14 protein-coding genes are annotated in these 20,107 nt (G+C 33.8%); 6 read left to right on the plus strand and 8 right to left on the minus strand.

All coding sequences use genetic code 11. The features are described 5' to 3' along the window. Nucleotides 1-479 precede the first annotated feature (479 nt). Nucleotides 480-800 carry a GIY-YIG nuclease family protein gene (locus M2326_RS11900; RefSeq protein ID WP_264619781.1) on the minus strand — a complete coding sequence of 107 codons (321 nt, stop codon included), beginning with the start codon at nt 798-800 and terminating at the stop codon, nt 480-482. A gap of 697 nt (nt 801-1,497) precedes the next feature. Next, a complete protein-coding gene (locus M2326_RS11905) occupies nt 1,498-4,572 on the minus strand; it encodes a type I restriction endonuclease subunit R (RefSeq protein ID WP_264619782.1) in 3,075 nt (1,024 codons plus the stop codon). Nucleotides 4,573-5,065: 493 nt separating this feature from the next. On the opposite strand from M2326_RS11905, the gene M2326_RS11910 reads away from it, so the two are divergent. Continuing rightward, complete coding sequence (locus M2326_RS11910) at nt 5,066-5,242, plus strand: histone H1 (RefSeq protein WP_264619783.1); 177 nt, start codon at nt 5,066-5,068, stop codon at nt 5,240-5,242. A 505-nt stretch (nt 5,243-5,747) separates the two neighbouring features. Continuing rightward, nucleotides 5,748-7,550, plus strand: coding sequence for a glycoside hydrolase family 15 protein (locus M2326_RS11915; protein ID WP_264619784.1), 1,803 nt, complete (start codon nt 5,748-5,750; stop codon nt 7,548-7,550). Between the two features lie 445 nt (nt 7,551-7,995). On the opposite strand, the gene M2326_RS11920 is transcribed toward M2326_RS11915, so the two are convergent. From M2326_RS11920 to M2326_RS11930, 3 genes are all read right to left on the minus strand, one after another. Further along, nucleotides 7,996-10,215: a bifunctional alpha,alpha-trehalose-phosphate synthase (UDP-forming)/trehalose-phosphatase gene (locus M2326_RS11920; protein WP_264619785.1), complete on the minus strand. Its 2,220-nt coding sequence runs from the start codon at nt 10,213-10,215 to the stop codon at nt 7,996-7,998. Between the two features lie 63 nt (nt 10,216-10,278). Continuing rightward, the gene (locus tag M2326_RS11925) at nt 10,279-10,470 is read right to left on the minus strand and encodes a hypothetical protein (protein WP_264619786.1); all 192 of its coding nucleotides are present in this window, start codon (nt 10,468-10,470) and stop codon (nt 10,279-10,281) included. 728 nt (nt 10,471-11,198) lie between these two features. Beyond that, nucleotides 11,199-11,735: a hypothetical protein gene (locus M2326_RS11930; protein WP_264619787.1), complete on the minus strand. Its 537-nt coding sequence runs from the start codon at nt 11,733-11,735 to the stop codon at nt 11,199-11,201. Nucleotides 11,736-12,012: 277 nt separating this feature from the next. On the opposite strand from M2326_RS11930, the gene M2326_RS11935 reads away from it, so the two are divergent. Then, entirely contained in the window at nt 12,013-13,641 is a 1,629-nt protein-coding gene (locus M2326_RS11935) for an acyl-CoA carboxylase subunit beta (RefSeq protein ID WP_264619788.1), read from the plus strand. 17 nt (nt 13,642-13,658) lie between these two features. Then, nucleotides 13,659-14,195: a YfiT family bacillithiol transferase gene (locus M2326_RS11940; RefSeq protein ID WP_264619789.1), complete on the plus strand. Its 537-nt coding sequence runs from the start codon at nt 13,659-13,661 to the stop codon at nt 14,193-14,195. Nucleotides 14,196-14,314: 119 nt separating this feature from the next. Here M2326_RS11940 and M2326_RS11945 read toward each other — a convergent pair whose 3' ends face one another. Both M2326_RS11945 and M2326_RS11950 read right to left on the minus strand, forming a co-directional pair. After that, nucleotides 14,315-15,361 (minus strand): AMP-binding protein, encoded by a 1,047-nt coding sequence (locus M2326_RS11945; protein WP_264619790.1) that lies wholly within the window; start codon nt 15,359-15,361, stop codon nt 14,315-14,317. A 33-nt stretch (nt 15,362-15,394) separates the two neighbouring features. Next, entirely contained in the window at nt 15,395-16,309 is a 915-nt protein-coding gene (locus tag M2326_RS11950; protein ID WP_264619791.1) for a CPBP family intramembrane glutamic endopeptidase, read from the minus strand. 110 nt (nt 16,310-16,419) lie between these two features. On the opposite strand from M2326_RS11950, the gene arsC reads away from it, so the two are divergent. Beyond that, entirely contained in the window at nt 16,420-16,764 is a 345-nt protein-coding gene (gene arsC / locus M2326_RS11955) for an arsenate reductase (glutaredoxin) (RefSeq protein WP_264619792.1), read from the plus strand. A gap of 74 nt (nt 16,765-16,838) precedes the next feature. Then, on the plus strand, nt 16,839-19,337 hold the full coding sequence (locus M2326_RS11960; protein ID WP_264619793.1) for a TonB-dependent receptor: 2,499 nt from the start codon (nt 16,839-16,841) through the stop codon (nt 19,335-19,337). A 181-nt stretch (nt 19,338-19,518) separates the two neighbouring features. Here the strand turns inward: M2326_RS11960 and M2326_RS11965 are convergent, their stop codons facing one another. Beyond that, nucleotides 19,519-20,070 (minus strand): lipocalin family protein, encoded by a 552-nt coding sequence (locus tag M2326_RS11965; RefSeq protein WP_264619794.1) that lies wholly within the window; start codon nt 20,068-20,070, stop codon nt 19,519-19,521. Nucleotides 20,071-20,107 lie beyond the last annotated feature (37 nt).

Below are 20,107 nucleotides of genomic sequence, written 5' to 3' on the forward strand. Positions count from 1 at the left end.
AATTGAATACAGTGTCTCGCTGAGCCCTTCGACTATCGCTCAGGACAAGCTTAAGTCGAAGCGTGTGCGCTATTGATAAACTTTCCTCATCACCTTCACGTGGCCTTCGACTTCGCTCAGGCAGACAAAGACGTTAATTGAATACAGTGTCTCGCTGAGCCCTTCGACTATCGCTCAGGACAAGCTTAAGTCGAAGCGTGTGCGCTATTGATAAACTTTCCTCATCACCTCACGTAGCCTTCGACTTCGCTCATGCAGACAGATGCGCTAATTGAAAATCCTGTCTCGCTGACCCCTTCGGCTATCGCTCAGGACAAGCTTAAGTCGAAGCGTTCGTGCTAACTACCATGTTTTTCTTATCACCTCATGTGGCCTTCGACTTCGCTCAGGCAGACAGATGCGCTAATTGAAAATCCTGTCTCGCTGAGCGTAGTCGAAGCGTTCGTGCTATTGACAAATTGTGCTCAAATCAATAACGACTATTCTTCTTTCTTATAATTGTTAGAATGACTTTCATTTTGACAAACCGCTAATTTTTTTAAATCTTCCCATTTGTCATTAATTATAGCTTCTTTCTTTTTCCTACTCCATCCTTTTACTTGTTTTTCAAAAGCAATAGCCTGAAGTACTTCATTAAATTCTGTGCAAAAAACCAATTCAACAGGTCTTTTTTCAAAAGTATAACAATTAATATTTATACCATTTTGATGTTCCAAAAATCTTCTATTTATATCATTTGTCATACCAGTATAATAACTATTGTCAGAACATTTTAGAATATAAACATAGAATTGTTTCATAATAATAAATTTAAATTAAAAGCCATATTAAACATTTTAATACTGTCGTATTACACTGTCTCGCTGACCCCTTCGACTTCGCTCAGGCGGACAAATGCACTAATTGAGAACACTGTCTCGCTGAGCCCTACGGCCATCGCTCTGGACAGGCTTAAGTCGAAGCGTTCGTGCTAACTACCATGTTTTTCTTATCACCCCACGAGGCCTTCGACTTCGCTCAGGCTGACAAAGACGTTAATTGAATACACTGTCTCGCTGAGCCCTTCGGCTATCGCTCAGGACAAGCTTAAGTCGAAGCGTTCGTGCTATTGACAAATTTTCCTCATAACCTCACGTGGCCTTCGACTTCGCTCAGGCTGACAAAGACGTTAATTGAATACACTGTCTCGCTGAGCGTAGTCGAAGCGTCTCCGCTATTGACAAACTTTGCTCATCATCTCACATGGCCTTCGATTTCGCTCACGCTGACAAATGCACTACTTGAAAACACTGTCTCGCCGAGCCCTTCAGCTATCGCTCTGGACAGGCTTAAGATGAAGTATTCGTGCTACTCCACGCTATCCCTATCACCTCACGTGGCCTTCGACTCCGCTCAGGCGGACAAATCTACATCTAATTTCTAGTCTCCCTAATCCTTTCGGCTATTACTCAAAACTAATATAAATTTAAGCTACAGTGTTTATCAAATCGCAAATAATTAATAAGTATTCCTACCATAAAATTCATTCATGTATTCCTTAACTATAATGCCGTTAATACGCTTTGCTGCAACAGTATCCAGTTGAATATTTTGTTTGTTCTTAAATTGATCAATAACCAATCGCATCATCATTTTATCCACAAAACTTTCGTTTTCAAGCATCTTCGAATTCTGTAAAATTTGAAGATCTACTTCTTTTTTTAATCCTTGTAACGCTTCAAAAAGTTTAGTTTCGCTATCCGTTAAAGGGTCCTTTTCCATCAAGCGTTTGTGCATTCGAGCATACTTCTCATCATTATCATACTTAGCACGCAAAAGTAAATTTTTGCGCTCTAATTCTTTGGCTTGTGTATAAATTTGTTCCAAAGCTTTGATGTTGGCTTCCATTTCTTCTTTGGACACTTCACTCAAATTTTTCTTTTTGAATAAACGTTCTAGTTCCTCTTTTAACGAGATAAAAGTTGGATCTTTTTGATCAAAATTCCCTCCAAGCATTTCTCTAGTTTTTTGCAAGGTGGTTTTGAGCTGATCTGCCAAGACCATTTCTTCTTCCTTAATTTTTACAAAGGCAAACAATACATCTTCTAGTGCTATGTTTAACAAATTGGACGTGTCTACATTACTTTCTAAAGCTTCTTTGGTATTTATCAAAGCCAAATGATTATTAGCTTCTCTCGAAAGAACAGTAAGTTTATGAAAATCCATTTCGGCAAGCATTTCATAATTGCCAGACAAACGAATAAGGTTGTACAAATTCTTTGCATTATTTAATGCTTTGGTAATTTGTAGCATAACACCTCGATCTTGAATTTGGGTAATTTGTTGCGAAAATATCTCAGAATTCTGAATATCAAAAGGAAACAGAACTTCCTTAATCACTTGAATTTCTGCATTGATTTCCTCCTTAGATTTGAATAAATCAGAGTAATGCTCCATCTCATCCCCCAACTCCGATTGTAGCTCGTTGAAATAATCTTGATTGGTTTTGTCAAATTCTTTTTGAATGTCAGCAAAATCAACTACATATCCGTATTTAAAATCCTTATACGTACGATTGACACGAGTTAAGGTTTGCAATAAATTATGTGATTTTATTACTCGTCCTATGTACAGTTTTTTTAATCGTGGTGCATCAAAACCAGTTAAAAGCATGTTGTAAACAAATAGTAAATCAATGTTTCCGTCTTTGAACTGCTCCACCTGATCTTTACGGTCTATTTTTGTCCCTATGTCGTGTAAAATAACTGCCGCAGTATTGACTTTGCTTTCTAATTTCTTTTTGGCTCCATAGCCAGTTGGCGGTTCGGCAGCCATTAATAGATCTGTCGCAAAAGCGTTTATAGCATATTTATCTTGGAAAATTTCGTAGAGCATTTTGGCTTGTTCAGATGAATCGCAAACTACCATGCCGCCAATCGAGTTGTCGTTCATCGTTATTCGAGCCTTCTCAAAATCCTGCACAATATAGTCCAGCATAGGTTCTACAAACTTTGGGTGTGCATAGACCAATTTTTTATCTCCGTTTCCTTTTAGAATATCAATTTCTTCTAGGGCTTCTTTTAACGTAAGTCTATAGTTCGTTTCTATTTCTTCTCGAATTAAACGCAACGTATAGCCATCGGCAATAGAGGAATTGTAATAATATTTGTGAATATAACCACCAAACAGTGATTTAGAATTATAGTCAGTTCCTAATAACGGTGTTCCTGTTAACCCGATTTTGATCGCATTCGAATCAGACTCGTTTAAGTTCGCCAAGAAACTCCCCTTAGGATTATAACTGCGGTGCACTTCATCTAAGAAATATATTCTTTGAATGTTTAGATTATAATCGGTATTGCGCACCACATCAGGATCATCCTGAAATTTTTGGATGTTCACTACAGTAATCTCCGCCTTACCCGAATGATTATGAATCACACTAGTGGCCTTAATGTCTTTTGCGAAAGCATCCCTGCTACTTATTTCATGTACGGTCAGTCCACGACTTTTGAATTCTTTTGCCGATTGAATCAATAAATCAATTCGATCCACAATAAAATAGAATTTGGGTACAATATTTTTTTTACGGTAATAGTCCGTTAAGTATTTTACATTATAAAACGCCAGAGCTGTTTTACCACTTCCTTGTGTGTGCCAAATAATTCCTTTTTTTACCCCTTGCTCTAACTTGGACTCGATGGCTTTGGTCGCAAAAAGTTGTGGGTAACGCATGATATGCTTTTGCAAACCTTTGGATCCTTTGACATAAGCAATACCATATTGCAGCATAAATCGCAGACGCTCCTTTTGTAACAACGAGGTACAAATACGATTGGTAGGTGTGTTTGGATTTTTATTGGTGATAAATTCAGAAGCATTTTTGATTCCAACCAAATTATTATCTTTCAAAACCAAAGTCTCTGTAGCATCATCTAAATCGGCTAAAACAGCAGTAAATTCTTCCTGCAGTTCTTCCCTGAAAAAATTAAAACTTGGTTTAGAATAGGATGCAGTAGCGTAAAATGCACCTTGTAACATCAAAGTCGATTCCTTATCGTATTCCATATTATTGGAAAAAAGCATCAACTGCGTCATGTTGACGAAATGACGGAATTTTTTATTCTTGAAACGGCTTTCTATTCGGTTATGCTCCGCTTGTATTCCGTCAAGGTTATTTGGCTTTTTAACTTCGATAAATACCAAGGGTAATCCATTAATCAATATCGTAATGTCTGGACGAAATTCTTCATCATCTTTTTTATACGTTAGCTCAGTAACTACGTGAAACGAATTGTTTTCGAAATTTTCAAAATCGATAAAACGAATACTTGATTGGTCCGTTATTTTCTCATAAAAAGCTTTTCCAAGATCTTCATTCTCTAGAGATAACGCTAGTTCAAGATATATTCTAGAAATATCAGCATCACTCAAGTTTGAATTGAGCCTTAAAACGCTTTCTCTAAAAATAGCTGTAAAAATATTCGTGCTTTCATCTCGCACTGCATTAGCCAATGATAAATAGTCATAGCCTAAGCGCATTAGATGAAGTATAGCGGGAATTTTAACTCTTGAATCTTCGTTGAAAGCCATTAAAAAAAGTTCTTAAAGTATAAATATAATTCAGTATTTGTCCAATTACCAAACTTAGACAATTAAATGCAAATTGTAAAGTAAGTAAAAACTTAATTTGGATTTATTTACACAAAAATAAGTGATAACTGTATAATTTAATTACGGTTTTCCTCAATTCATATAACCTAGAATAGTATTCATTTTTGCTTTAAAGCTTTAATAATAACAATAATGAAACAATAAAAAATCATGAGCCAATTACAGCTTCAATTCAGCTCATAATTCTTATAAACGGCGGTATTTTACTTTCTAAGTACTCCATATACTATTACTAAAGTAGTACTAATCACTGCCAACCCAAGCACAATTGACCACATCAAACTACCCCTAACCCACATTTACACCTCCAAATGGGTATAAAAAACCATATTTGAGGCATTTTTAACATATTATTCCTTGGCTATCTGATACAATCTGCTATTTTTGTGGCTTTAATTATAACAAAAAAATCATGAAAGAATTAGTAGCTAAGATTAACGCTGAATTTGAAGCTTTTACTGCAGAAACAGAATCTCTAATTGACAAAGGTGTAAAAGCTGCTGGAGCAAGAGCTCGTAAGTCAACTTTAGAAATGGAAAAAATGCTAAAAGAATTTAGAAAACTTTCTATCGAAGAGTCTAAAAAATAATTCCAAATTATCATAAAAGTCCTTAGTAAAACTAAGGACTTTTTTTTATCTTCTATTTCCCTTAGTTATATACTTATATAGCTTATATGATTACTTTAACTTCCTTACTGGCTATTATAATATACTATCAACTATTTTTTGATTCTAATCTATGTAGTGATTATTGGCTTGAACATCGTTATAGCTGCATATACGCTTCTTACCGATTATTTTTCAAACCTAGATGCAGTTAGAACAAACTTCTGTATAATAGCATTAAAAATCGATTACCGACTATAAATACTGTGATTATTAAAGATTCTGAAACAAAAATTCTGACTATTTTAAAAATATCAAATAATGAATATCATAATAAGAACTCCTTTTTTGTAAGATATACTTATTTTGACCATGCAATACGCAATCAATTGGCAATTCTTTTTTTGTAAACCCACTGTAGTTTGTTTTCTTGCAATTCTTTTGTTAATTTTAATAGATTAAGAATCAGCAAAAAAAGGACTACTTTATGAAAAACTTGAATTATGGAATAATAGGTAACTGTCGCAGTGCTGCATTAATATCGGATAAAGGAGCTATCGAATGGTGCTGCTTACCGGAATTTGATTCCTCATCAGTATTTGCCAAAATATTGGATACCGAAATTGGTGGAAGCTTTGAAATTAACTGTACCGATGATTATACCATTACCCAAAAATACCTAGAAAATACAAGCATACTCGTTACCACATTTGATAATGGAACCGATGCATTTGAAATCAATGATTTTATGCCGCGTTACCGCAAAGAAACAGTTGGGTATAAGATTCCTCCTGAGATCATACGTTACTTTAGAAAAATAAGCGGCTCTCCAACATTCAAAATAGAGTACAATCCAAAACTGGAGTACGCCTTGGGCAAAACATCCAGTTTTGTGAAGGACGATCATGTTTTGAGTTTGAGCGAATCGACCAAATTTGACTCTTTATTTTTATATAGTAATTTTGACCTTAATACAGTAAAAGAAGGCTACAGCATCACGCTTGAGTCCGATGGTTACGTTTTGTTGGCCTATAACGAAAAAATATTTAAGCCAACACTGACCAAAATTAATTTGGAGTTCGAAAGAACAAAATCATATTGGTTAGGATGGGTAGATAAAACTACTGAGTACAAAAAATTCAACAAAGAAATTATACGTAGCGCTATAACCTTAAAGTTATTAAGCTATGAGAAAACAGGTGCTGTATTAGCCGCCGCCACGACCTCACTTCCTGAAACAATTGGAGAAGTTCGAAATTGGGATTATCGTTTCTGCTGGATTCGTGATGCTTCGATGGTTGTAAAGGTAGTGTCTGAATTAGGACATAAAAAAATGGCCAAAAATTACCTTCAGTTTATTGTTGATTTGATTCCGGACAAGGATGAGAAACTCCAAATTATGTATGGTATCAATAAAGAAAAAAAACTAACCGAAGAAACCTTAGATCATCTAAGTGGATACATGGGAAGTAAACCAGTAAGAATTGGTAATGCAGCCTACTCGCAGCGTCAAAATGACATTTATGGAATCTTAATGGATGTAATTCACCAACAACTCAGCACCTTTAGCAACGACACAGAGAACGGCGAAGAATTATGGAATATCACCAAAGGTATTGTTTGGGTAGTCGAAAAACATTGGCAGGAACCCGACAAAGGAATATGGGAATTTCGAACTGAAGAAAGACATTTTACTTTTTCAAAAGTGCTATGCTGGACTGCCATCGACAGAGCTATCAAAGTTGCCAAAATTTTGGGCAAAAAATCGAATGTTAAAAAATGGGAGCCACTAGCTGCCACCATCAAAAAAGATATTCTAGATCATGCATGGAATGAAGATGTTCAAGCCTTTACGCAATCCTACGGATCTATTGATCTCGATGCTTCCGTACTTTTGATGGAAAACTATGGTTTTATTGATGCCAAAGATCCAAAATACGTGGCAACAGTTATTGCAATTGGAAATGATTTGAGTAATGACGGTCTTTTATACCGCTACAAAAATAAGGATGACTTTGGTCTTCCTTCCTCCTCCTTTACAATATGTACTTTTTGGTACATCAATAGTCTCTATAAAATTGGAGAAGCTAAGAAAGCAGAAAAAATGTTTACCAAATTATTGTCCTATAGTAACCATTTAGGTCTTTTCAGTGAAGATATTGATTTTGAGACCAAAAGACTTTTAGGAAACTTTCCACAAGCCTACTCTCACCTTGCACTTATAGAAACAGCGATCAATCTTTCTAAAATATCTGAAGATGAAGAAGTTCTAGGAGCAATCAACAATTAAGTAGGTCCTTTAATAACTTTTAAACAAAAACAGAAAAACCGCAATTAGTAATTAATTGCGGTTTTCTTATGACTGTCCTTTTTTATATTTATCGAAAGTAATAAAAATTGTTATCAAAATACAGTCGGAAATCCATCATGAGTTATAGTGACACGTTGGCGCAAGCATTTTCCTTTATACTATTTTAAACTATCAAATTTCTATTTTAGTCCATAAATGGTCTGTTGCCACTTTCACTAAAAAGGAAGTCTAATACAAACCTATTTTCGAACAAAAACAATAAAAGTGTATTCAAAGTCTCCATTTAATGAAGCTTTAAATACACTTTTATTTAATTCAGTGAGAACTCAAAATACCTATTTAATTTCCCACTTGATATCCAATCAGTAGTATGACTATTACTTATTATTTACTTAAGTTGGTATTAATAATTAGTATGATAACGTTACTGTCTTTGAACTTTGGTAATATCTCTCAACAAATCCAAAACTTCTGTACTGTAATTAATGAAATAACTGGCAACCGTTTTTACATTACCAACTTTAACAGTATATGCAGACTCGGGTAACTCTTCAAACATAAACTCATCGGTCCAATCGTCACCAATTGCAAATATAAAGTCATATTCCGTTTCATTAGTCAAACGTGTAGCGGCACGACCTTTATTCACATTACTATTTTTTACCTCCAAGACTTTATTCCCATCTAAGACAGAAAGAGCATTATTAATTAATAAACTTTTCAGAACGTGTTTTAATTCCATAGTTCTCAAAGCTGCCATATCCGCATCTACTTTTCGATAATGCCAAGCCAGAGAATATTCTTTCTCTTCAATCAACGAGCCTGGTGTACTATCGGTAAAAGATTCAATAACAGGTCTGATATTTTCTTTCCAACTTGATTTCATTTGGTCCAACATCCCCCATTCAGCCCCAACTTTTCGCAACCAAGCTCCATGATCCGTTACTAGCGTATAATTTTTATGACCAAACCAACCTTCTAGCGTTTTACGATCTCGCCCACTTATGATAGCAATTTCAGTAGTTTCATCTTCATTAATCTTGTCTAGTAAATCATAAAGCTCTTGAGTTGGAATAGCATCACTTGGATTATTTTTGAAGCCAGCCAAGGTGCCGTCATAATCTAATAAAAATAACTTTTTGGTTGCTAGCTTATAATGATCTGCTATTTCACTCACTTTTAAAGGAGTCAACTTTTGCGCCACTTGTACAGGAACAACATCTTTTGCTGCTTTTAAAGATTTCAAAAATTCTCCTGCCCAACGCTCTACATCGTATCTAGAAATCCTTTTTTGCAAGGCTTCCAAACGGGTTTTTTGTTCTTCGGCAGGCATCTCTAATGCCTCTTTTATGCTATCTGCTATTTGATCAAAATTATTTGGATTCACAATTAGCGCTTCATGCATCTCTTTGGCAGCACCTGCCATTTCGCTCAAGATCAATACTCCATTCTCATTTGTTCTTGTCGCAATATATTCTTTGGCTACCAAATTCATACCGTCTCGTACTGGCGTTACCATGGCGACATCTGAGGCTACATAAAGATCAATCAATTCATCAAATGGTAATGAACGATAAAAATACCAAATAGGTGTCCAACTAATGGTTGATAAATCACCATTAATTCTACCTACTAACTCATCGGTCTCTCTCTTTAGCAATTGGTATTGAGCAACATTCTCTCTCGATGGTACCGCAAGCATCACCAATCGCACCTTACCTTTATATTCGGGATATTTATTTAAAAAATATTCAAAGGATTTTACACGATTTGGAATTCCTTTTGTATAATCCATTCTATCAATTGACAAAATCAATTTGCTACCATCGTTGGATTTATTATGGAAATCGATACTCTTCATTAATTCTGATTTCGACTCCTCTGGACGTTTTTTATGCTCTAAGGCCGCATTATGATAACGGTCATAATCAATTCCCATTGGAAAAGAATCTACCTTAATTATTCTATTATCATATGATATTTCATTAAAATTGACTTCAATACCCTTAACTCGACTCACCGAACTTATAAAATGTCGCGCATAACCATAGGTATGAAAACCAACCAAATCGGCCCCAAGCATGCCATGCAACAATTCATCTCTCCACGGGCAAGTTCTAAAGAGTTCGTAAGATGGATATGGAATATGTAGAAAAAAACCAATTGTTAAAGTTGGATTTTTTTCTCTTAGCATTTGTGGTAATAATAATAATTGATAATCATGTACCCAAACAGTATCCCCGTCATTTACTTGTTGCAAAACAACATCTGCAAATTTTTGATTCACTTCAACATAAGATTTCCAGTGATCCAGTTCAAACTCTGTATAAGCTTGAAAATAATGAAATAATGGCCATAAAGCAGTATTACTAAAACCGTAATAATAATTATCAATATCTGCATTCGTCAAAGGAACTTGTACACACTTTTCATTTGCCAAGGCACGATCTACCTCCAATTTCTGGTTTTCGTTCATATCCTCTTCTGCCATTCCAGACCAACCTACCCAAATTCCGTTACCTTCAGAATGAACAGATTTCATTCCTGTTGCCAATCCACCAGTACTTGATTTAGCAATCAATTTATCTTCAATATATTTTAAATCTACCGGTAACCTATTTGAAACTATTATTGTTTTATTCATCACTTTTTTATAAAATTAAAGTCTATTCTCTATCAAAATCAATACTGCATGCGATCTGTTTATTCAACTCATTTGAGTACTACTTTCACCATCGACAATGGTAAGCTGAGATTCACTAAATTTCCCGATTAACGTATTTCCCAGTTCGTCCTTCCATTGTGTGATCACATTTTCATTAACTCCTGGTTCCAGATCAATCACTTCCATGACTTGAACCCCAGATTCTTGCTGTACATTTTGTCCTAGTTTAAACATAATTTTATTTTTTAGTTTAGCGATTTCCTCTTATTAGTATCAAAAATCAAATAGTCTTTAACCTATTTATATTGTGCAATTTTTGACTATTTTAAAATTAGAAGTAAAGTCGCTGAAACCTATTATAGTATTTTCTATAAATCTTATAGAATTTTCATTCAAATTACTAAAAATATTCAATTATAGCTAATTATAGGTCATAAAAGAGACTTAACAGTTTCAACAATTACAAATACCCCACTATTCACCATGATTTATTATTAATTTGATAAAATTTGGTGCTTAAATTTTGAGGCTGCCAATTCACGCTATTCACTACAAGTCCTCGGGAATCACCCATAAAACATAAACCCAAAACGAGCTTCCGTTGGTCGCTGTTTTGGGTTTTGTTTTATAAAAGGGTGCTTTCCCTTGCGGGCTTTTCGTTACTATCCTGGGCAGAGATTATATACTTAACTACTATTAAATTTGAAAAGCTATAGTTGGACTCCAATAGACAAAAATCTATGGAATCAAAGTGTGATAAAAATAAAAAATCCATAGACTAAACCTTTCAATTTGTAACACATCCGATAAATGATTCAAACAAGTCACAAACTTTTTTAGATTCTATTTATAAATCATACAGAACCATTAAGTTATTCATTCAAAATTTCCATAGCTATAAAAAATAGGGTAACAATTAATTTACAGTGCGTTAAAGCCAAAGCTTAATTACAATAGTAAATCTACTCTTCATCATCAACATCTTCTTCAAAATCAGCATCAAAATCGGCATCAAAATCTCCAAATGTAGCATCATAATCAAATGTATCCTCATCAAAAATACAATTTTCTGATGGTGGTACCGCACCCTTGGGATTAAAGAATTCCCAATCATCCCAAACATAACTTTCTATATCAAAATGACTTACCCAATCAATAAACATCATCCTGAATTCGTCTAGTTCCCTTCGGATTAATAGTACGTATTCGATGTCTTTAAAATTTTCTTTAAATCGTAAACTACCCACCTGCACGTATAACGACATGGCATGCTCTCTAATTATTGCCGCATTTTGCATTTTTACACTGTACAAGGAAGCCCCTTCTGCACCCGCGATTTTAGCTGGCAAAATCATTGCACTTGCCAACATAAAATCTTTAGTAGCCTCTACTAGATCGTCATTATCCGGTAAAATAGCAACCAAACTTTCTACCAATTGAAAGAGTACTTCCGCTTTTTTGTATATTGACAGTTCATAAATTCTATCCTGCTTTGACATAGTTACTATTTTAGTCTTATAAAAGTAAGAATTATTCTGATTGCTTTAACTCTTAAAAACCTGTTTTTACACAGAAATAATATCAAATATTACAATCTAAAAGAGTAACTAGTAACATTGTACTTCAATTACTATGTATAATTAATGGAGAAAACGGATTTTAAATTCCCTACAAAACACTTACTACATTTTTAAACAATACCATTTTATACAAACATGCTTTAGATTTCAACCAATTTTGTAAATTAGCGCTATATATTTAAAACCCGCACCACACATGGATTTAAACTTCAATAAAAACGAAGACCACAACAAGTTATTACTATCTGATTTAAAACAAAAGTTTGCCAAAGTAAAGATTGGTGGAGGTGAAAAACGTATAGAAAAACTACACAAACAAGGAAAAATGACCGCTCGCGAGCGCATTAATTACCTACTTGATGAAAATAAAAAGGTAATCGAAATTGGTGCTTTTACAGGCGAAGGTATGTATGCTGAACATGGTGGTTGCCCATCTGGTGGGGTGATTGTAAAAATAGGATACATCAAAGGCAAACAGTGTATTGTAGTAGCCAATGACGCGACTGTCAAAGCAGGAGCTTGGTTTCCTATCACAGGAAAAAAGAATTTACGTGCGCAAGAAATTGCTATGGAAAACCAATTACCCATTATTTACCTTGTTGATAGCGCAGGTGTCTATTTGCCAATGCAAGACGAAATATTTCCTGACAAAGAGCATTTTGGACGCATTTTTAGAAACAATGCCATTATGAGCAGTATGGGGATTACTCAAATTTCGGCCATTATGGGGAGCTGTGTTGCGGGTGGTGCTTATTTACCAATTATGAGTGACGAAGCTATCATTGTAGACAAAACAGCTAGCATATTCTTGGCAGGTAGCTATCTAGTCAAAGCAGCGATTGGCGAATCAATAGACAACGAAACTCTTGGAGGTGCCACTACACACTGTGAAATATCAGGTGTAACCGATTATAAAGCTACCGATGATAAAGATGCCCTAAACAAAATTAAAAATATTATTGATAAAATTGGAGACTATACTCCCGCAGGTTTCAACCGCATAAAAGCCGAAAAGCCAGCTTTGGAAGAAAAAGATATCTATGGAATTTTACCCAAAGCACGTAACGAACAATATGATATGATGGAGATCATTCATCGGTTGGTTGATAATTCTGAATTTGAAGCCTACAAAGAGGGTTATGGTCAAACGATTATTACGGGTTACGCTCGCATCGATGGTTGGGCAGTAGGAATTGTTGCCAACCAAAGAAAAGTTGTAAAAACCAAAAAAGGAGAAATGCAATTTGGAGGTGTTATCTACTCTGATAGTGCTGATAAAGCAACACGCTTTATAGCCAATTGCAATCAAAAGAAAATTCCACTAGTATTCTTACAAGATGTTACGGGGTTTATGGTAGGATCAAAATCAGAACAAGGCGGAATCATTAAGGATGGTGCAAAAATGGTGAACGCAGTAAGTAATTCGGTAGTACCAAAATTTACAGTAGTAATAGGAAATTCCTACGGCGCAGGGAACTATGCCATGTGCGGAAAGGCTTTTGATCCTAGGTTAATTTTTGCTTGGCCAAGTGCAGAGCTTGCTGTTATGGGTGGGACGCAAGCTGCCAAAGTATTGATGCAAATAGAAGCTTCTTCGTTAAAAGTCAAAGGTGAAGTTATCGATGAGGCCAAAGAAAATGAATTATTTGAAAAAATAAAAGCACGCTATGATGAACAAACCTCTCCTTATTATGCAGCAGCAAGGTTATGGACTGATGCTATTATTGATCCACTAGATACACGAACTTGGATTTCTATGGGAATAGAAGCCGCCAACCATGCTCCTATCGAAAAGAAATTTAACTTGGGTGTGATACAAGTTTAAGACCAATAACACCAAATATGACACTAGAAAAATTAAAATACCCCATTGGTCACTTTTTACAACCAGAAGAAATTACATCACTTATTCTTTCTAATTGGATCGAAGATATTGCCCGTTTTCCAGAAAATCTGAGCAATGAAGTAGCCCATTTATCAGCTGAGCAATTGGACACACCTTATAGACCCGATGGATGGACGATCAGGCAAGTTGTACACCATTGTGCAGATAGTCACATGAATAGTTTAACACGTTTCAAACTAGCATTGACAGAAGACAGTCCTTTTATAAAACCGTATCATGAGGAACGATGGGCCGAATTGGAGGACAGTAAAAACTTCCCTATTCAAAGTTCGTTACAAATGTTGATAGGCATTCACGCACGCTGGACTGCCTTATTGAAAGAACTATCAGTTACCGACTTAAAAAGAGATTTCGTCCATCCAGAACACGGGAAATCATTTTTATTAGATGAAAATATTGGTGTATATGCGTGGCATTGTAACCATCATCTAGCACATATCACAACTTTAAAAAAAGTAAAAAATTGGAAATAATACGAGTACTTATATTTCAGTACACTCTTTAAATTCAATTACATATTACTTTTCTTTTAAAATAAAAAAAGCATTTTGATTACTCAGAATGCTTTTTTTTATTAGATTAAAATGACCAACTATAATTGAGATAATATCTCTTTACGTTTGATTTTTCCATTATCTGTTTCTGCAAATTTCGACAGGTAGAAAATTTCTTTAGGTTTTTCATATTTATCCAATACGTCAAATAATGAGGGATCAATGGTTGCTTTTTCACCTTCAATCACAAGAACTAATTTTTCTCCCAAAACAGCATCAGGAATACCACCTACAAAAAATTTGGCTTTTATACTATTTGCAATTTTACCTTCTATTTCTTCTGGTATTAATTTGACACCACCACTGTTTACCACATTGTCAATACGCCCCAAAAATATAAATTGTTTGTCATTAAGTATCTCTACTATATCGTTGGTTACTATTGTTTCTTTCGAAACTCTAGGTGCATCGATGACTAAGCAATTTTTTTCATTTTGTGAAATAGTAATTTTCGGCAAAATAGTAAATGCTTTTTCTCCAATTTTTTTGGCAGCAATATGCGTCATAGTTTCTGTCATACCATAAGTTTCATATACTTTGGTATTTATCATAAGTAAACTTTTTTCGAGTTCTTTACTAATTTGTGCACCACCAACAATTAACTTTTTGACATTTTTTAAGGCAACTAAAGAGTTTTTGGCTTGTAAAGGTACCATAGCTGCAAAATCGTAAATTATTTCGTTCCCTTCCAATGGTAGAGAACTAGGCTCAACAAAATTTACATCAAGTCCCAAAATAAAACTTCTAACAAGCATCATTTTACCAGAGATATATTTAGTGGGTAAACAATATAAAGCTTTGTCACCTGGTTTTAAACCAAAAAAGTCACCTGTTGCCAGTGCTGAATTAACCATGGTTTGTTTTTCTGTTCTTAGAATTTTTGGAACACCAGTTGTTCCAGACGTTTGTAAATCGATATAAGGTCTTTCGTCAAACCAATCTAGTAAGAAATCACCAATTGATTTTTCAAATTCATCTCCTTCTTTTACCAAAGAGTACGATACACTAATCAAATCTTCTCGATTAAGATAGACTCCATTTAATTTAAAACGATTGTGAACGTTTTTATAAGTAACATTTCTCATTGTACGTAGTTGTGTTGTGTGTTATATAAGTAGTTAGTGTGTTGTTCCAGTTAATTTTTGCTTCCAATTGTACCATTGGTACTTACGACTAAAGATAAGCAAAAGCAATGGGTAAATGACCAAAACAGGAAAAATAATGTCGATTCCTGCTTCTGGCTCTGAAATATCCTTAAGAATAGAATTGGTTTGAAACGCAGACCAATCAGAAGTTACTAATAAAGCCCCAATGAGATTATTAGCTGCATGAAAACCAAGGGCCAATTCCATTCCATCATCCATCAAAGTAATTATTCCCAAAAATAATCCCGTTCCTATGTAATAAATCATTATAATATTTCCCATTTTTGATACTTCAGGATTTGCCAAATGCATTAACCCAAATATAAGTGAAGTCATTAATAACGGAAACCAGTTGTTTTTAGCTAAATTCCCAAAACCTTGCATCAAATATCCACGAAAAACATATTCTTCAACTGTAGTCTGAATTGGTATTAAAATACTACCTATAATCAAAAGCCCCAAGAAAGGTACCCAATCAAATTGAATTTCAAAATCGATAGGATTTAAAAAATAAGCCCCAATGGTCATAATAGTCGTAATGGTAGCCCAAAGGATAAAAGAGAAAGTGACTCTTTTCCAATCTATTTTCTTTCGAGCTGTAGTAATCGATAAAAAGGTCTGATTATGCAAGTACCTAACTACCATATAAATACCACATATTGTAAAAACAGAGGGAATCAAAATCAACACCAAAGTTAAGTTGGGATCAAAGAAATGCATCAATGCACTATTATTTGTGGGGTATATTTTTTTATTAAAAAAAACTTCATACAAAATAGCTAGTAAAAGTGGTAATTGACCTATAAATGAAGTTGCAATTATTGCTACGGAACCCAAACAGTACTTCCAAAATTTATTTTCTGGATGAATACCTAGATTGATAAACATAAATTTATAATTTATTTAGCACTAATATAGGCTTTCAAAACCTATTTTAGCAAATTGAACTAAATATTTACAAAATATTAGCATTATACATAAAAGTAAAGAGGATACTTATGATACAAATATACCATAATCCACGATGTGGAAAATCAAGAAATTGCTTAGCATTTATCAAAGACAAAAACATTGATTTTGAAACGATTAAATACCTTGAAACCCCTCCAACAGAAATAGAATTGGCTGATTTATTGGTGAAATTAAATTTAAAACCAATAGAATTAGTGAGGCAAAAGGAAAAAATTTGGATTGAAAATTATAAAGATAAACTGTTAACAGATACAGAAATTATTAGCATTCTAGCCGAAAATCCAATTTTAATAGAACGCCCGATTGTGGTAATTGGAGATAAAGCAGTCATTGGTAGAGAAGTCGAAAAACTAAATGATTTCATTAAATAATTTAGTTTTAAATAGAACTAAACTGTTTAAACTAAATCGAATTTCAGTATTCTAATAAAAATAAATGATCTACTATGCGATACTTACTAAAATCAATATTTACATTAAGTTTTCTCCTTTCTTTCTTAACTCATTCTGCGCAGCAAGGACCACCAACTGCTGTAAAGATTAAAATCACAGGAAAGGTTTTAGAAAAAGCAACTAATCAACCTTTGGAGTATGCTACAGTAACATTTACAAACCCTAAGAATCCAAAAGGAATAACAGGTGGAATCACTGATCCAAAGGGTAACTTTAATATTGACATCATACCAGGAACTTATAATATCAAAATTGAATTTATCTCTTTTAGACCAATCGAAATTAATCTCAAAACAATTCAAAAATCAACTGTACTTGGTACGTTTTCTTTAGAAGAAGATGCTGCACAATTGAAAGAAGTAGTAATTACATCTGAAAAATCATCAGTTGAAATAAAATTAGATAAAAAGATTTACAATGTAGGGCAAGATTTGACCGTCAAAGGAGGAACTGCTAGCGATGTATTAAACAATGTACCGTCGGTAACAGTAGACACAGATGGTACTGTAAGTATGAGAGGAAATAGCAATGTACGTATTCTAATTGACGGAAGACCTTCAAATGCTACAAATATTAACGATGCTTTGCGTTCTATCTCATCAGATGCTTTGGACAAAGTAGAAGTGATTACCAATCCATCCGCTAGGTATGACGCTGAAGGTGGCGCCGGAATTATAAATATTGTATTAAAAAAAGGAAAAAATAATGGCGTAAATGGCTCTGTAGTTGCAACATTAGGTAATCCTAAAAATTTGGACATAAGTACTAATTTTAACTACAAAACAAACCAATTCAATTTTTTTTCCAATTTTGGATATAATGATAGTAGATCTCCAGGAATAACAAAAACCAATACCAACTATTTGAACAATGATGGTTCCTTGGAAAAAGTGATTAATGAAGTAAACAATAGAGAACGAAAAAGAAATGGTTTTAATACTTCTTTTGGTATTGATTTATACTTGACTCCTACGATAACTTGGACAAATGGTATAAAATATAGAAACCAAGTCGGTAAAAATCCCGAAGATGTAAACCTTTATAATTATCAAAATAGTGACTTTTTTGTTCGAAATAGATACAACAGTCAATCCTCTACAGACAAGGATTTTCAATACACATCCAACTTTACCAAAAAATTTAGCAAAGACGGTCATAAAGTAACGGTAGATTTCTCAACAGCATCTAGTAAAGACAAAGATATCACTACCATAGCCGATCAAATTGTAGGGACGCCAAGTAGTCTTACCAAAGAATACAACAATACAGCAGGTAAAGACATTACTACTATTATTCAAGGTGATTATGTTTTGCCCCTGGGAGAAAACACCCAATTTGAGGCAGGTTATAAAGGACAATTCAAAGTTATAACTACTGATTACGAAATAGGATCTATTAATTCAAGTAACAATTATATTCCAAATCCGAATTATAGTAATATTCTTGAGTACAAAGAGAAAATAAATGCTGTTTATACCCAATTTGGATCCAAAATCAACAAATTCTCTTATTTATTTGGACTTCGATACGAAGATTCGAATATTAATATCAACTTACTTTCGTCCAAAAATTTCAATACCAAAAAGTACGATAACTTATTTCCAAGTGCCTTTTTAACCTACCAAATCTCTAATAATAATAGTATTTCTATTAATTATAGTAAGAGAATTTCGAGACCAAGTTCTAGGTACATCAATCCATCTTCTAGATACTCAAGTAATGTAAATATTTTTCAAGGAAATTCAGATCTAAATCCTTCCTTTACTGACGTATACGAATTAGGATATTTAACAAAAATAGGAAAGGCTACCTTAACCTCTTCAATTTATTATAATAAGAGTACCTCGGTATTTCAGTTTATCCGTAGACCCAATGGTGATACTGTTGAAACTGTTGTAGATGGACAAACGGTAATTACACCAGTAATTGTAACAACTCCGATTAATCTAGCAGATGAAAATAGATATGGTTTTGAATTCAACTTAAATTATTCTCCGTTTAATTGGTGGAAATTAAACAATAATTTAAATATTTTCAATAGTAAAGTTACTGGAAAATACAGCTATACCGATATTAATAATGTTGTTGTAAATCAAAATTTTGATCGTAACACGTTAGGATGGTACACGCGTTTAACATCGAAAGTAAACTTACCTTATAAAATTGACTGGCAGACTAACGGAATGTATTTTGCCCCTCAAAAAAGTATTCAGGGTAAGTATTTGAGTATGATGATTATCAATCTTGCTTTTAGTAAAGATGTTTTAAAAGAAAAAGCTACTGTTTCAATGAACGTTAGTGACCTTTTCAACTCCGGTAAAAGAAGATTTGAAACCTATATCCCTGGTGAAATTGAATCCTATACCTCATTACAATTCAGAGTAAGACAAATTAACGTATCATTTACCTATCGCTTTAACAAAAAGAAAGGTGAAGGTGAAAAAGCAGTAAGACCACAAAACGAAACCGGTGAAGGAGATTTTGCTGGCTAACAATACATAAACCTCTTGAGGTTTGGACTTTTTTATCTTTTAGAAAATTCTTAAGCTTAAATATAAAATTACACCAACAGATTAAATTTAAGTATTTAGAAACACTTATATACTCAAAATATTTTTTTTGTTGTGAAATATAGTATACCGACTTTGTTAGAAAGTCGGTTTTTTTATACCATTACTTATAGCCTAATTTATTCTGTTGTACCCAAATTAAATCATTTGTAGCAAAGCCAATTTTCTTTGCTTTTTGCAAGTAATCTACCTTAATATCCTCCGGAATGGTAGTTTCTCGAGATAAAATCCACAAATAGTCCAGACTTGAACCCGAAATCAATGCATATTTATAATCTGGATCAATTGCAATCACATTGTAACCAGCATAAAATGGACCAAAAAATGAAACTTGGAGCATAGCAATATTCTCTTCTCCTACAAACTTGGCTTTACCGATACTTTCTTTCCACTTATTTTTTTTATAATCGTAGCCTTTATTATCTACTTTTATCATTCCATTGTCTTTTATAGAATATTCTGCTGTGGTATTATTAAGTCCTTTTTCGAATTTAAAATCCAATCTGGCAATTTCATACCACTTACCCAAATATTTATTCTTATCAAAATCTTGAACCGCTGTCGCTTTGTCTGGAATGGATTTATTCGAACAAGAAGCAAGTAAAAAACCGATTCCAACAACTGCAATAGTTCCTATTATACTACACTTTTTCATAAGCTCCAATTTTTTAAGTAAAGATAACGAAACCATA

This window comes from Flavobacterium psychraerolatum, assembly GCF_025960985.1.
In the GTDB taxonomy this organism is placed as follows: Bacteria; Bacteroidota; Bacteroidia; order Flavobacteriales; family Flavobacteriaceae; genus Flavobacterium.

Coding starts and splice junctions, on each gene's coding strand:
- M2326_RS11945 (WP_264619790.1), bottom strand. CDS start 15,361: ATGAGAAATGTTACTTATAAAAACGTTCACAATCGTTTTAAATTAAAT.
- M2326_RS11950 (WP_264619791.1), bottom strand. CDS start 16,309: ATGTTTATCAATCTAGGTATTCATCCAGAAAATAAATTTTGGAAGTAC.
- M2326_RS11930 (WP_264619787.1), bottom strand. CDS start 11,735: ATGTCAAAGCAGGATAGAATTTATGAACTGTCAATATACAAAAAAGCG.
- M2326_RS11925 (WP_264619786.1), bottom strand. CDS start 10,470: ATGTTTAAACTAGGACAAAATGTACAGCAAGAATCTGGGGTTCAAGTC.
- M2326_RS11900 (WP_264619781.1), bottom strand. CDS start 800: ATGAAACAATTCTATGTTTATATTCTAAAATGTTCTGACAATAGTTAT.
- M2326_RS11915 (WP_264619784.1), top strand. CDS start 5,748: ATGAAAAACTTGAATTATGGAATAATAGGTAACTGTCGCAGTGCTGCA.
- arsC (WP_264619792.1), top strand. CDS start 16,420: ATGATACAAATATACCATAATCCACGATGTGGAAAATCAAGAAATTGC.
- M2326_RS11960 (WP_264619793.1), top strand. CDS start 16,839: ATGCGATACTTACTAAAATCAATATTTACATTAAGTTTTCTCCTTTCT.
- M2326_RS11935 (WP_264619788.1), top strand. CDS start 12,013: ATGGATTTAAACTTCAATAAAAACGAAGACCACAACAAGTTATTACTA.
- M2326_RS11965 (WP_264619794.1), bottom strand. CDS start 20,070: ATGAAAAAGTGTAGTATAATAGGAACTATTGCAGTTGTTGGAATCGGT.
- M2326_RS11940 (WP_264619789.1), top strand. CDS start 13,659: ATGACACTAGAAAAATTAAAATACCCCATTGGTCACTTTTTACAACCA.
- M2326_RS11920 (WP_264619785.1), bottom strand. CDS start 10,215: ATGAATAAAACAATAATAGTTTCAAATAGGTTACCGGTAGATTTAAAA.
- M2326_RS11910 (WP_264619783.1), top strand. CDS start 5,066: ATGAAAGAATTAGTAGCTAAGATTAACGCTGAATTTGAAGCTTTTACT.
- M2326_RS11905 (WP_264619782.1), bottom strand. CDS start 4,572: ATGGCTTTCAACGAAGATTCAAGAGTTAAAATTCCCGCTATACTTCAT.